The 12,878-nt window shown below is 51.5% G+C and carries 13 protein-coding genes; 9 read left to right on the forward strand and 4 right to left on the reverse strand.

The genetic code is table 11. The features are described from left to right. Positions 1-349 precede the first annotated feature (349 nt). On the reverse strand, positions 350-1,273 hold the full coding sequence (locus EKM94_RS11835; protein ID WP_125602275.1) for a Gfo/Idh/MocA family protein: 924 nt from the start codon (positions 1,271-1,273) through the stop codon (positions 350-352). A gap of 493 nt (positions 1,274-1,766) precedes the next feature. Further along, on the reverse strand, positions 1,767-3,311 hold the full coding sequence (locus EKM94_RS11840) for an ABC-F family ATP-binding cassette domain-containing protein (RefSeq protein ID WP_125602278.1): 1,545 nt from the start codon (positions 3,309-3,311) through the stop codon (positions 1,767-1,769). 291 nt (positions 3,312-3,602) lie between these two features. On the opposite strand from EKM94_RS11840, the gene EKM94_RS12950 reads away from it, so the two are divergent. Beyond that, entirely contained in the window at positions 3,603-4,334 is a 732-nt protein-coding gene (locus EKM94_RS12950) for a hydrolase (protein WP_318531103.1), read from the forward strand. A 162-nt stretch (positions 4,335-4,496) separates the two neighbouring features. On the opposite strand, the gene EKM94_RS11850 is transcribed toward EKM94_RS12950, so the two are convergent. Continuing rightward, entirely contained in the window at positions 4,497-5,006 is a 510-nt protein-coding gene (locus EKM94_RS11850; RefSeq protein WP_125602281.1) for a hypothetical protein, read from the reverse strand. 132 nt (positions 5,007-5,138) lie between these two features. Here EKM94_RS11850 and EKM94_RS12540 point away from each other — a divergent pair, with 132 nt between their 5' ends. Both EKM94_RS12540 and EKM94_RS11855 read left to right on the forward strand, forming a co-directional pair. Next, entirely contained in the window at positions 5,139-5,294 is a 156-nt protein-coding gene (locus EKM94_RS12540) for a hypothetical protein (protein ID WP_164511236.1), read from the forward strand. A 284-nt stretch (positions 5,295-5,578) separates the two neighbouring features. After that, complete coding sequence (locus tag EKM94_RS11855) at positions 5,579-6,130, forward strand: TetR/AcrR family transcriptional regulator (protein ID WP_125602284.1); 552 nt, start codon at positions 5,579-5,581, stop codon at positions 6,128-6,130. Between the two features lie 383 nt (positions 6,131-6,513). Here EKM94_RS11855 and EKM94_RS11860 read toward each other — a convergent pair whose 3' ends face one another. After that, positions 6,514-7,590 carry an LCP family protein gene (locus EKM94_RS11860; RefSeq protein WP_318531104.1) on the reverse strand — a complete coding sequence of 359 codons (1,077 nt, stop codon included), beginning with the start codon at positions 7,588-7,590 and terminating at the stop codon, positions 6,514-6,516. Between the two features lie 286 nt (positions 7,591-7,876). Here EKM94_RS11860 and EKM94_RS11865 point away from each other — a divergent pair, with 286 nt between their 5' ends. The 6 genes from EKM94_RS11865 to EKM94_RS11890 all read left to right on the forward strand — a co-directional run bounded on the left by EKM94_RS11865 (position 7,877) and on the right by EKM94_RS11890 (position 12,651). Continuing rightward, positions 7,877-8,074 (forward strand): hypothetical protein, encoded by a 198-nt coding sequence (locus EKM94_RS11865; protein ID WP_125602286.1) that lies wholly within the window; start codon positions 7,877-7,879, stop codon positions 8,072-8,074. A gap of 268 nt (positions 8,075-8,342) precedes the next feature. Continuing rightward, complete coding sequence (locus tag EKM94_RS11870; RefSeq protein ID WP_125602289.1) at positions 8,343-8,573, forward strand: hypothetical protein; 231 nt, start codon at positions 8,343-8,345, stop codon at positions 8,571-8,573. 358 nt (positions 8,574-8,931) lie between these two features. Next, the gene (pepF, locus tag EKM94_RS11875) at positions 8,932-10,731 is read left to right on the forward strand and encodes an oligoendopeptidase F (protein ID WP_191987507.1); all 1,800 of its coding nucleotides are present in this window, start codon (positions 8,932-8,934) and stop codon (positions 10,729-10,731) included. Positions 10,732-10,767: 36 nt separating this feature from the next. Beyond that, a complete protein-coding gene (locus EKM94_RS11880) occupies positions 10,768-10,968 on the forward strand; it encodes a hypothetical protein (RefSeq protein WP_125602295.1) in 201 nt (66 codons plus the stop codon). 553 nt (positions 10,969-11,521) lie between these two features. Beyond that, positions 11,522-11,758, forward strand: coding sequence for a hypothetical protein (locus EKM94_RS11885; protein ID WP_125602298.1), 237 nt, complete (start codon positions 11,522-11,524; stop codon positions 11,756-11,758). Next, positions 11,746-12,651 carry a N(4)-(beta-N-acetylglucosaminyl)-L-asparaginase gene (locus EKM94_RS11890; protein WP_125602301.1) on the forward strand — a complete coding sequence of 302 codons (906 nt, stop codon included), beginning with the start codon at positions 11,746-11,748 and terminating at the stop codon, positions 12,649-12,651. The genes EKM94_RS11885 and EKM94_RS11890 overlap by 13 nt, the downstream gene beginning before the upstream one ends. Positions 12,652-12,878 lie beyond the last annotated feature (227 nt).

Here is a 12,878-nt window from a genome sequence, read left to right on the forward strand (position 1 = left end):
TTTGAGTTAGACTCAATTTTAAATTCATTAACTAGCGAATTGACTTCGCAAATGTTCTTTGTAGATAACGACCGAAATCGCTATCGACCCTGCACATTTATCGAAACTTTGTTCAGTTTTCAAAGGTCTACCTTGTCGCAACAGCAACTCATTTATAATACCATATCCGTCAAACACTGTCAACATTTAATTTGAAAGTTTTTTGAGAAGGAAATGATCAACGCTTAGAGCGCTGTGTGTTTCTTAAAAACGACAACTTAAATAGTTTAGCAAATCAAACCGCATTAAGCAAGCCTAAATCGCAAAAAAATCAAAAAAGTTCGGAGTGACTAAAATGATCGCCGTCAGACTAGTAACTCGCCAACAATTCCGTGCATAATTCGTGGGTCATCAAACTGGACGCGGAACTGACCGGATTGCTGGCGCCAGGTGTCGCGATTGCGTTCACGAAAGCTTGGATCAACGGTGCAAACCCACGGGCCGTCAGCATTGGTTGCCAGCTAGGCAGGCTTTGGGTCAAGGCGCCGGCGCTGGTACTGACCGTCAGCTGTTGCAAATCGCGAACGCAACTAATGCCGGTCGGTCGATGGAGCGTCAGCGTTTCTTGATCGACGCCCGCTTGCATATCCAACCAGGCACTAATGGATTGCGTGGCGCTGGTCAACACAATGCCCGCCTGCCGCAGATTGCCAGCTTGGTCGGCGACGACCTGGAATTTGCGGGTGCTCGCGGTCAGTTCCGCCGGGCTGATCTGGGCGGAAGTCAGCGCCGTATCGATCACGTGGGTGAACAAATCGAAAATCGCAAAATCAACTGGCTGAGCAGTTGCGATCCGGTTTTTCTCAGCACGGACCATGGTTGGTCGCACGCCGGCGCTGACTTGGACATTCAAACTGGCAAAGCGCCGGTTGAACCCGCAAGTCAGTAACAATCCCCGCGCGGCGGCCAAAGCATACAAAGACTGCACCTCGGCCAGATCGGTGCTGACCGGCTTATCGACGTAGACGTGACACCCCGCCAGCAAGAACTGACGGATCAAGGCGCCATGAGTGGCGGTCGGGGTATGGATGAAAACCGCGTCTGGCTGCAACGCCAGCAACGCCGCCACCGTTGTTACTGCCTGAGTGAATCCATAGCGCGCCTGTAATTGATTCAGCTTGACCTCATCGCGGGTGCACAACAGCCACTGCGCCTGATCCCGTAAACCTGCCATTACTGGTAAATAAGCTTTTTGGGCAATGTTGCCTAAGCCGATCACACCGATTTTCAACATTTAAATGTCCTCTTCTTCTATATAATGGTCGCACGCGATAAGATAAATAGTCACGCGCACAATAAGCGTCGCCTGCAACGACCGCCCCTGCGCAAGTAGCGCCACGCCCGCGCCCAGCAAACTGCCGCACCACAACTGAAACTATTGGCGCCAATAGTCAGTGACCGCCGCGCAACAGTCGCCCATGCGGCCGCGTCTCGTCATCAGGCCAACGTCCAACCGCACTACGATTATTATACTATACCCAGCTGCCCACAGTCAGAGAAAACCGTCCGGCACCACCGCAAACAAAAATGCCAAAAAAACGTTCCGCACGTAGCTGTCAGGACAACTAAGCGCGGAACGTTTCATTAACTTGCTTGCGACTTGCTTGAGAACTTGCTTAGCAACTTGCTTAACTTCTCTAACTTTCCTGCTGGTTCGTTTATTTCTGGCGAGAGCGCACGCCACTGGCTCACGATCGCGAGGCTAACGCACGGCGACTGGCACAGGTTTACTGCTGATAATCTTCGATGTTGATGACTTTGTCGATCCAGCTTTGATCGTAGAAGTCCAGTTCGTGAGTTACCAGCAAGGCCGCGCCGGGGAAGGATTGGATGCCTTTGCGCAGGGCGGCTTTGGTGGCGTCATCTAAATGGTTGGTGGGCTCGTCCAAAATCAACAGATTGGCCGGGATCATCATGATCTCCGCCAATTTCACTTTAGACTGCTCGCCGCCAGAGAGGTCCGCGATCGGCGACAGAACTTGCTGGGATGTCAAACCGGTCCGCGCCAAAACTTGCCGCAAAATCTTTGGCTTTTCCCGCGGATACAGATCCTGCATGTATTGCAGGGGCGTGGCCAATTTATGGGGCCATTGCAAACTCTGATTGTAATAGGCGATCTTCAGCGTGGGCGCCTGCTCGATCTCCCCGGCCAAAGGCGCCAGCTGCCCCAGAATGGTTTTCAGCAAGGTGGATTTCCCCACACCGTTGTACCCGGCAATGACCACTTTCTCGTCATTGGCCACGGAGAACTCCAGGGGCCGCTGGTTCAGCGGTTGCTCGTAGCCGATCACCAGATCTGTGGTGGTCACAATGATTTTGCTGGCGGTGGCGCTATGGGCAAAGCTGATCGTCGGCTGCACCAGTCGATCCGGCGCCTTCATCACTTCCACGTGGGCCAACTGCTTCTCCCGCCCCCGGGCCGAACGTGACCGCGAGCCAGCCTTGTATTTGCGAATATAGGCTTCGGTTTTGGCGATTTGTTCTTGCTGTTTCTGATAAGCACGGCGATAGGCCAAGGAATTGGCATCCTTTTGCTTGAAGGCTGCGGCCAAGTCGCCGGTGTAGCGGGTGATCTGACCAAATTCAATATCCAAAATACAGTTGGTGATCCCCTCGAGGAAATTATAATCGTGGGAGATCACCAAATAAGCACCCTTGAAGGCCCGCAGGAAATCCGTCAGCCAATCAATGTGCTTCGTATCCAAATAGTTGGTCGGCTCGTCCAAGACCATCACATCAGGTTGTTGCAGTAACAATTTCGCCAAAATGATCCGCGAACGCTGGCCACCGCTTAAAGCCGCCACATCATGTTCCAACCCCATATCGGTGATTCCCAAACCAGTGGCCACCGTTTCGATTTGCGTCTCCACGTCATAAAACCCAGACTCTTCAAGCCGTGTCTGGATCTTACCGGCTTTTTCCAACAGGTCATCATCGTAATTTTGACCATATTCTTCATATAACTGGTTCATCCGCGTTTCGGCGGCGTACAAATGATCGAAAGCCGTCCGCAGAAATTCCCGGATCGTCATTCCCGGCGTTAATTGGGCGTACTGATCCAAATAACCGATCTCTAACCCTTTTTGCCAGGTGATCTGACCCTCGTCCGGCAGGATCTCACCGGTCAGAATCTTGATCAGGGTACTTTTCCCGACCCCGTTCTGACCGACGATGCCCATGTGGTCTTGGTTCTCAACTTTAAAATTCGCATGGTCATACAGCGTCTTATCAACAAAAGCATGACTAAGATCGGTGACCGTTAATACACTCATAATTCAGACTCCTTAAAATTCGACTGTCTAAAAATATACCATAAATCTTGCAAAAACGGCAGTATTCCAGATTACAAAATCGTATTTTTCGCTATTTTTGTCATAAAAGTCCCCTTTTGTTACGAAAGTATTTCAAAAATCGGGCTTTATGACAATCAATTAACAGTGTGTCAGACGGCGCGCAAACTTGTAATGTGGCTGGTATTTCACTGTTATATTCACCCGTTATACTCGATAGCGTTGATAAAACAACAGGAACTATTCCGCAACACGTAAAGGAGTTTTTCATTTATGTCCGCACGTTTGAACACCAAGCATCTCACTCGAATCGCATTCACCTTTGCGATCATGATTGCTTTCTTCTTGCCTAACTTCAACGTTCTCGCCGCTTCTACTTTGGGTGATAGCACCGAAGCGGCGCCCGTTTATCCATCGAAACAAGCTGTCAACCAAGTAACGCTCGCAGCTCGGATCACCAAAGATTTGGACGCGACCAACGCCGCCCAAGATCGTTTGGCCCGCCAAACTGCCACTCGTGCCGCTCAACTTGCTTATCAGAAACAACAAGATGAGATCGCCCGCAAAGCTGCCGAGAAAGCCGCCGCTGAAAAGGCTGCTGCTGAGAAAGCCGCCGCTGAGAAAGCTGCTGCCGAAAAGGCTGCTAAGGCCGCTGCGGCAAAAGCTGCCGCGCAAAAGGCTGCCGCTGCTCGGGCTGCGCAAACCAGTTACTCAACGAGTCGTTCGACTTCGGGAACTTACCGAGGAACTTTCAAAATCAGTTTCTACGATCCTGCCGTTCTTGGTTCTAACATGGGTTATGGTGGCGTTGCCGCTAACTTGAGCATTTTTCCTCGGGGCACGCGCTTGAAGATCAGTATGTCTAATGGTCAAGTGCTTTACCGGACGGTCAATGATACTGGTACGTTTGCTTACAGCAATCCTTACCAATTGGACGTCGCAATGCCGAACAGTTCCATTCCTGCTGCTGGGATTCTCTCCGCTTCTGTCGAAGTTCTTTCCTAAGCAGCTGTCGTTACTAAAATTGAATAGTGTCAACTCGAGTCGCCAACTTGTTTGGCGGCTTTTTTCGTCCCTACGGCGAGCTAGGTTGGGGTTCTGGGGCTGTTTAAAAGTAGATTGGCCGCAGCTTGCGCTGCGAAATTCGGGGTGAGCTCGCTGTGGGCGTCACTTTGAGCTTTTCGGAAAACCACCGAAAAGCTCAAAGCCGAGCCTTGGTCTAAGTGGCAAAGCCACTAAGACCAATTTCACGGCGATCTCACCCCGAATTTCTCCGCTCCAGCCGCTCAACGTTATAACAGCCGTTTGAGCACTCACGCCATTTTGCAAGCTATTGTCAATTGATGTGGGACCACGCAATTGACGACCATGGTTAGTGGTCACAATCTTTACGTTGGTGACACCAGCATAGTCTGTCAGATAAACTGAGGCAAGTTCTTGGTGAATCAGCCGAATCTGTTGATGTTGCCGTACCACCCCCGAAAATCGGGTAATTGTTTGACCGCTAGCTTGCAAAAGCGCTTCGTCAAATTCTTTGCCTTGATTGCAGATAGGCTTAATTCTGTTCAGCAACCGGCTGGGACTGCGCGGCTCAGTGGTGAAATTGTCCTTGGCTGCTTTGCCGCCTAGGACAAGGCTCGATTTGAAGCCAATTCCCGCTTTTGGAATTGGCTTCAAACAACGCCCACCACGTTCGAAACAGAGTGCGAACCGACCCGGTCAGCTCATGAGCATTAGCCTAGCAAGGATTTTGGAAGCTGCGCTTTGCTTCCAGAAGCCTTGCGTAGCTAAGCGCAGGGAGCTGGGTCGGTGAGCACGTTTCCAGTCCGCAACAGCAGTCCCAGCCGGTTGCGCTCACGCACAACACACTACCACACCTGCAATCAAGCGAAAATCTACAAACAGAACCAGTGTTTTCCAACTTTTCTCAGCAATATTAATGTAATTCCCAGCGAGATTAGTTAAAATGAAAGCAAGAGCAAAATCAGAGTGCGAACCAGCCCGGGTTGCGCTTGAGCATTATCCTAGAAATCGTTTTGGAAGCCGCGCCTTGCTTCCGCAACAATCGTGTAGCTAAGCGGAAAGCGCTGGGGGTGGCGAACACGTTTCAAAAAGAGTGAGAGCCACCCCGGGTAGCTTCTGAGCATAGCCTAGTCAGGATTTTGGAGGCTGGGCTTTGCCTCCGGAAGCCTGACGTAGCTAAGCGGAAGAAGCTGGGGTGGCGAACACGTTTCAAAAGGAGGTCAAAAATGAGTGTTGATAGTATCACCGAGCCAGCGTTCATGAACGCATTGCTGAGCCTCACTGAGGAGCAGGACTTCCGTCAGATCACCGTTTCCATGTTGACCCGCAAGGTCGGGATGCATCGCCAAAGTTTTTATTATCATTTTCAGGATAAGTACGAGTTGCTGGCTTACACTTACCAACAAATCAGTTTCCACTTTCTTGATAGCGATCAGGTGACCTTCACCAATTGGCGGGTGCAAGTTGAGAAGATGCTGGATTCGATCAACAAGCATCAACGTTTCTATTTGAATACGGCGGCCAGTGATCAAAACACGTTATTGCTGACGTTCTCGCATGTGGTTAAGGCGCGGTTAACGGATATGCTGGAGGAGATTGATCCGGAGCAACATTTATCGCCTCATGATCGGGCTTTTTACGCGGAGTTCTTTGGTTATGGCTGTGGTGGTGTGTTGGTCGATTGGATCGTAGGTGGCTTTGCGACGCCGCCACAAGAAATCGCGGGCAAGCTGTCGCGGCTGGTCACGGACATCAAACACTTCTCGCCTTATCTCTAACTAAGTCCGGCTCACCTGATTAGCCTGTAGGTCACGTCAATCAAAAATCAACACGATAAAACACCCCACGGTCACGCGGACCTGGGGTGTTTTTGACTGATGAGAATGCTACGTGAATTCTGGTTTTTGAAACGTGCTGCGCCAGCCCAGCTTCTTCCGCTTAACTACGCTAGGCTTCCGGAGGCAAAGATCCGCCTCCAAAATCCTAGCTAGGTTAATGCTCAGAAGCTACCTGGGCTGGCTTCGCACTCTGGTTTTTGAAACGTGCTGCGCGCAACTGCTTTCTGCGCCGATACGCAATTTGTCACAGATTGTCTGCGCCAATCTGCAACAAATCGCTAGTCGTGCTCAAAAGCAACCCGTTGCGCTTCGCACTCTGATTCTTAATTTCCGGTCCAGGCTGTGTAGTCGTTGTTTTGGGCGTAGATGACGAAGTGTTGGTCGACGGTGGGATTTTCGAAAACGAAGCCTTGATTGGTGACATTCAATTTGTTCTGGCGCGTTTCTTCGTTATCGAGCGTCTCCTGGGCCAAACCTTGGGTGGCGCGAATTTTGTCCGAAACACGTTGGAGTTCGGTCGTCGAGGCGATCTGGTAGGCCGCCGCGCCAATATAGGCGTTGGTGCCATGAATGTAGTCACTGCTAATGCTTTCACTGGCGCCGCGATAATTCAGAAAAATCTGGACCATATCATCGAAGGTCAGGTTGGTTTTCATGTTGCTGGTGATGGCTTTGAGCACCTTTTGGAAATTAGCGAGGGTGCCGGTACTGGCGGTAGATTTGATAATTGCCGTGATGATTTGGCGCTGGCGCTTCTGGCGACCGTAATCGTTCTCCGGATCGTCGTAACGCATCCGCGCGTAAGCCAGCGCCTGTTTCCCATTCAGATGCATCGCTCCTTTGGTAAAACTGGAGCCACCGTAACTGAAAGCAAAAGGCACATCCACGTCAACACCGCCGACCGCGTCCACGATTTTCTCCAGGCCACCCATGTTGATGGTCACGTAGTAATCCAGCGGCACATTCAGCAACTGGCTGACCGTATTCATCGCCATTTTCGAACCGCCTTCACGGTAAGCCGCGTTGACTTTCTGGACGTTGAAACCGCTGGAGCCGACCATTTCCGCCATCGTATCCCGCGGCACACTGGTCAGTAAAACCTTCTTGGTGCCAGGATTGACCGTTGCGACGATCATCGTGTCCGAATTACCTTGATCGTTCCGGCCCTCGGCGCCAGTATCCGCCCCTAATAAGAGCACGGAAAAGGCCTTTTTCTGTTGGAAAAGCGCCGCCGATTTGATTTCCCCGGCGGATTCATAAGTCCCATTAAGAGCTTTCTTCGTTTGACCGTACAACCGCAACGCATATGCGCCCACGGCAAACGCCACGACCACAACGAGCAGACCAATGATCCGCCCCCAGCGTGGCTTCTTAACCCCATCATCTTCAAACGTCAGCAAGCGATTACGGCGCAACTTGCGCGTATGTTCCGTTCTTTTGTCCAAAATAACGACCTCCGTTATTAGCTACTAATAGATTAATACAGCTGACGACAAAAGACTAATAAAAAACGTCACCCTTACAACATCCTTAAGCAAATTGTGACAAAAGTGCAAGACCACGATGATCATTGTGGTGGGTTTGGTGGGTGTTGCGCGCGAGCGCAACCGGCTCCTATTCATGTTTTTTCGCTTGATTGCAGGTTTGGGTGGGTTTGGATGGTGACGCAACCGGCTGGGACTGCTGATGCGGACTGGAACGTGGTGGGCATCGTTTGAAGCCAATCCGCAAGCCCGGCGGCTTGTCTTCAAATCGAGCCTTGTCCTAAGCGGCAAAGCCGCTAAGGACAATTTCACCACTGAAACGTGTTCGCCACCCCAGCTTCTTCCGCTTAGCTACGTCAGGCTTCCGGAGGCAAAGCCCAGCCTCCAAAATCCTGACTAGGCTATGCTCAGAAGCTACCCGGGGTGGCTCTCACTCTAAATAGAGCCGCGCAGTCCCAGCCGGTTGCTAGGCAGCATTGAGCCTATCCGCAATCGAGGCGAAGGACTTGACGAAGTGGTTTTGCAAGCTAGTGGTCAAACAATCACTCCTTTTTGAAATGGTCCGGCAATATCAACGGATTTGGATTAGCGGAATGATATACTTTGCGTTGGTCTAATAATTTGACCCATTTCCTTAATAATCCTTGAGTTGGGAACGACGGATTCAGTTGATTCATCCAGAGCTTGCCTTAGTTCATCAGACAGACTGCTCTGGTGTCACCAATTTAAAGCTGGTAACCACTAGCCATGGTCGTCATTTCCGTGGTGCTCCATCAATTGGCAATAGTTTGCCAGGTGGCGTGAGTGCTCAAACGCCTGTTAAACCGTTGAGCGGCTGGAGCGGAGCGTGGCGTTGGTGGGCTGTTTGTTCGTCTGGCGGAAGGTCGGGCTGGGGGTGAGTCAGCCGCGATATTATTGTTGGCGATTTATCGCCTACAATAAGGCCGAGTTTTGAGATTTTCGGTGGGTTTCCGAAAAGCTCAAAATCGTGCCCGCCGCGTTCCACCACCCCCAGACCGACCTGGAGCCCCACCACATCTGCAATCCACCAACGCCACGCGCAGCGCAAGCTGCGGGCATCATCCTTTCGCCTGCGAAGTGCTGCGGTCATCATCCCTTCAACCAAGGCAAATCGCCGAAACTCACCACAATAAAGCAGACTTTTTCATTTCGAGGATTAACTATCTGGGCGAAAAAGTGTACGATATGATTAAGCGCCATTAACAAATATTCCAGGAGGTTTTTTCCATGGCTACAATCAAACAATTACCAGAACGACAAGAGGTTCCCGAGTCCTTAACTTGGGACCTAGGCTTGATCTATCCTGACGATGCCGCTTGGGAGGCGGATTTCGCTGAAGTTGGCGCGTTGGCTGACCAAGCGGCTGCCTTCCAAGGCAAGCTGGGTGCCAGCGCCAGTGAACTTTATCAAGGAGTGGTTGCCTTACACGCGGCTTTTCGCCGGCTGGAGAAGGTCTATGTTTACGCCAGCATGAAAAGCGATCAGGACACCAACAATAACCATTATCTCGGCTTAGACGCGCGCGCCGGTTCTTTGGCAACCAGTGTTTCGACAAAATTATCTTTCTGCGATCCAGAGATCATCGCCATTGATGACGCGACTTTGGCGGATTTTTTTGTCAGCGAACCGCGCTTGAAGGATTACAGCCATTTCTTCGATAACCTGCGGCAACAAAAGGCTCATGTGTTGGACGCCAATTCAGAGGCCTTGGTCAATGCGGCGACGGAAGTTTTCGGCGCCTCCCGTAGTACCTTCAATGTTTTGAACAACTCCGATTTAGAATTTCCTTTGGTGCAGGATGAAGACGGTCAAACCGTTCAATTATCCAACGGGCTCTACGGCACTTTGATCGAATCCGGCGACCGCGATGTCCGCCAAGACGCTTTTACCGGCTTGTATAGTGTTTACGACCAATTCCAAAACACGCTGGCGCAGACGCTTTCCGGCGAGATCAAGAGCCACAATTATTTGGCCCAAGTCCATCATTATCCTAATGCTCGGGCCGCGGCCATGAGCCAAAACAATGTGCCCGAAGTCGTTTATGACACCTTGATCGAACAGGTCAACAGCCATTTGGACCTGCTTCATCGCTATGTGGCGCTGCGCAAACGGATCCTCGGCGTCGACACCTTGCATATGTACGATATGTATGTGCCGCTGACCGGCGAGCCCCCGCTAAGTTATGATTTTGCCGCGGCGAAAGTCGAAGCCAAAAAAGCCCTGAGTATTCTCGGCGACGATTATCTGAGCCACGTGGATGAGATCTTCAACAATCGCTACATTGACGTGGTCGAAAATAAAGGCAAACGGGGCGGCGCTTATTCCGGCGGTTCTTACGACACTGCGCCTTACGAACTGCTGAACTGGCAAGATAATGTCAGCAACCTGTACACTTTGATCCACGAAACCGGCCACAGCGTGCACAGTTGGTACACCCGCCACAATCAGCCTTACCAATACGGCGATTATCCGATTTTCTTGGCCGAGATCGCCTCAACCACCAATGAAAACTTGTTGACCGAATATCTGCTGAAAACGCAAACGGATCCGCAAGTCCGCGCCTATCTGTTGAACTACTACTTGGATGGCTTCAAGGGCACCGTTTATCGCCAGACGCAATTTGCCGAATTCGAACACTTCTTGCACACAGCTGACGCCGCGGGCCAACCACTGACCGCCGAAGCGCTGAATCAGAAGTATGGCGCTTTGAACGCCCATTATTACGGTGACGCAGTGGTTTCTGATCCAGAAATCAGTTTGGAATGGTCACGGATCCCGCATTTCTACATGGACTATTACGTTTACCAATATGCCACTGGTTTTGCGGCGGCCTCTTCCCTCTCTGCCAAAATCACCAGCGAAGGGCAACCGGCTGTTGACAAGTATCTGACTTACTTGAAGTCGGGTTCCTCCGCTTATCCGATCGAGATCATGCAAAAGGCTGGGGTCGATATGACCAAGCCGGATTATCTCGAGGCTGCCTTTGCTGTCTTCGCGGAACGGTTGACGGAACTGGAACAACTGCTGGGTCAATGATTGCTTAAGGCTGGATAAAAGGAGGCTGTCCGCAGCTTGCGCTGGGCGTGGCGTTGGTGGATGGCAGATGTGGTGGGGCTCCAGGTCGGGCTGGGGGTGGTGGAACGCTGCGGGCACGATTTTGAGATTTTCGGAAGTACGCCGAAAATCTCAAAACTCGGCCTTATTCTAGGCGGCAAAGCCGCCAAGAATAATATCGCGGCTGACTCACCCCCAGCCCGACCTTCCGCCAACTAGTAAACGGACCACCAACACCCAGAGTGCGAGCCGACCTGGTCAGCTTCTGAGCATTAGCCTAGCAACTATTTTGGAGGCCGGTCTATGCCTCCAGAATAGTTGCGTAGCTAAGCGGAAGAAGCTAGGTCGGCGAACACGTTTCAACGCCACGCTCCGCTCCAGCCGCTCAACGTTTTAACAGGCGTTTGAGCACTCACGCCAATTGGCAAGCTATCACCGATTGATGGGGATCAACGCAATTGACGACCGTGATTCGTGGTTACAATCCTTAAATTGGTGACACCAGAATAGTTTGCTTGGTAAACTCGGACAAATTCCGGATAAATCAGCCAAACAGAATTCGTGGATTATTCAGTTATGGCGTGCAGATAATCCTATTTCCTGCCATGAAACAGTCCCACCAATTAATCCAAATCTGTTGGTGTTGCCGCACGAAGTAAAAGTGGTCAATTTTCGACCGCTTGCTCGCAAAAGCACTTCGTCAGATATCCAACTTCGATTGCAGATAAGCTCAATTCTGTTCAGCAACCGGCTGGGACTGCGCGGCTCAGTGGTGAAATTGTCCTTGGCGGCTTTGCCGCTTAGGACAAGGCCTGATTTTGAGACAAGCCGCGCACTTTGCGGATTGGCTCAAAACAGTGCCCACCACGTTCCAGTCCGCAACAGCAGTCCCAGCCGGTTGCGCTCACGCGCAACACCCACCAATCCCTGCAATCAGGCAAGAAACAAACTACCAAAAAGTTTTTCCAAAAAAACAATATATCGGAGGTTACCACCATGTGGGGAATGATCGCTACTTGGCAAATGGCACGCGATGGCGTGGCCACTGCCGCACAGGAGTTACAGCAACAAGGAGATGCCGGTGACGCCTTGGTCACGGCCATCAAAGACGTGGAAAACAATCCCGAATATGGCTCGGTCGGTTACGGCGGGTTGCCCAATGAACACGGCTTGCTGGAAATGGACGCGGCTTATATGAACGGCAACACTTACGGGATTGGCGCCGTGGCTGGCATTACCGACGTCAAAAACCCAATCACCGTCGCCCGCAAACTCAGTCACGATCATTTCAACAGTTTTCGGGTCGGCGCAGGCGCAACGGAATATGCCCAACAGGCTGGTTTTGAGCGGGTCAATATGTTGACGCCCGCCGCGGTCACAGCTTGGCAGGAGCGCGTCGCCGAGGTTGCTGGCAAGAATTTGACTCCTTATGACGGTCATGATACCGTGGGCGTCGTCGCGCTGGATCAACAGGCGAAAATGGTCGCCGGCACGTCCACCTCTGGGCTCTTCATGAAAAAGCACGGCCGCGTTGGCGATTCGCCGCTGTCTGGTTCTGGCTTTTACGTGGATAGCGAAATCGGCGGCGCCACCGCCACCGGGTTAGGCGAGGATATTATGAAAGGTGTGCTCTCTTATGAGATCGTGCGCCTGATGAAGTCCGGATTGACCCCACAAGCGGCCTGTGACCAGGCCACTTACGATTTCGACCGGCGGCTCAAACAACATTATGGCAAAGCCGGCGCCTTCTCCCTGATCGCCTTGGACAAGCAAGGCAATTGGGGCGTGGCAACCAATTGCGAGTTCACGTTTGCGGTAGCCACCGCCACCCAGCCGCTGACCGTTTACACCGCCAATCCTGGCCCCGATGACAGCACCACTTTTGTCGTGACTGCTCACTAACGACCGGCGCGCTTCAGTTTCGTAACGATGAATAAGAGAAAAGTCCCAGATGGCTGAGTAGCCAATTGCTACTCGGCTTTTTATTAGTGTCTTTAGACCCAGTTGAGCCCGCGAAGCGCGCGAAACAAAAAACCACCCGCTATGCGGGTGGATAACAATAGGGTTATACCAAAACGTCCTCCCAAGATATAGAATGGAGGTGTTCAAAGCCAAACCATTCAAAATTG

This window comes from Lapidilactobacillus achengensis, assembly GCF_003946655.1.
Classification (GTDB): Bacteria; Bacillota; Bacilli; order Lactobacillales; family Lactobacillaceae; genus Lapidilactobacillus; species Lapidilactobacillus achengensis.

What these genes read in the sequence shown, in the direction of transcription:
- EKM94_RS11835 (WP_125602275.1), bottom strand. Translation starts at nt 1,273, where the DNA reads ATGTTGAAAATCGGTGTGATCGGCTTAGGCAACATTGCCCAAAAAGCT.
- EKM94_RS11840 (WP_125602278.1), bottom strand. Translation starts at nt 3,311, where the DNA reads ATGAGTGTATTAACGGTCACCGATCTTAGTCATGCTTTTGTTGATAAG.
- EKM94_RS12950 (WP_318531103.1), top strand. Translation starts at nt 3,603, where the DNA reads ATGTCCGCACGTTTGAACACCAAGCATCTCACTCGAATCGCATTCACC.
- EKM94_RS11855 (WP_125602284.1), top strand. Translation starts at nt 5,579, where the DNA reads ATGAGTGTTGATAGTATCACCGAGCCAGCGTTCATGAACGCATTGCTG.
- EKM94_RS11865 (WP_125602286.1), top strand. Translation starts at nt 7,877, where the DNA reads ATGCGGACTGGAACGTGGTGGGCATCGTTTGAAGCCAATCCGCAAGCC.
- EKM94_RS11890 (WP_125602301.1), top strand. Translation starts at nt 11,746, where the DNA reads ATGTGGGGAATGATCGCTACTTGGCAAATGGCACGCGATGGCGTGGCC.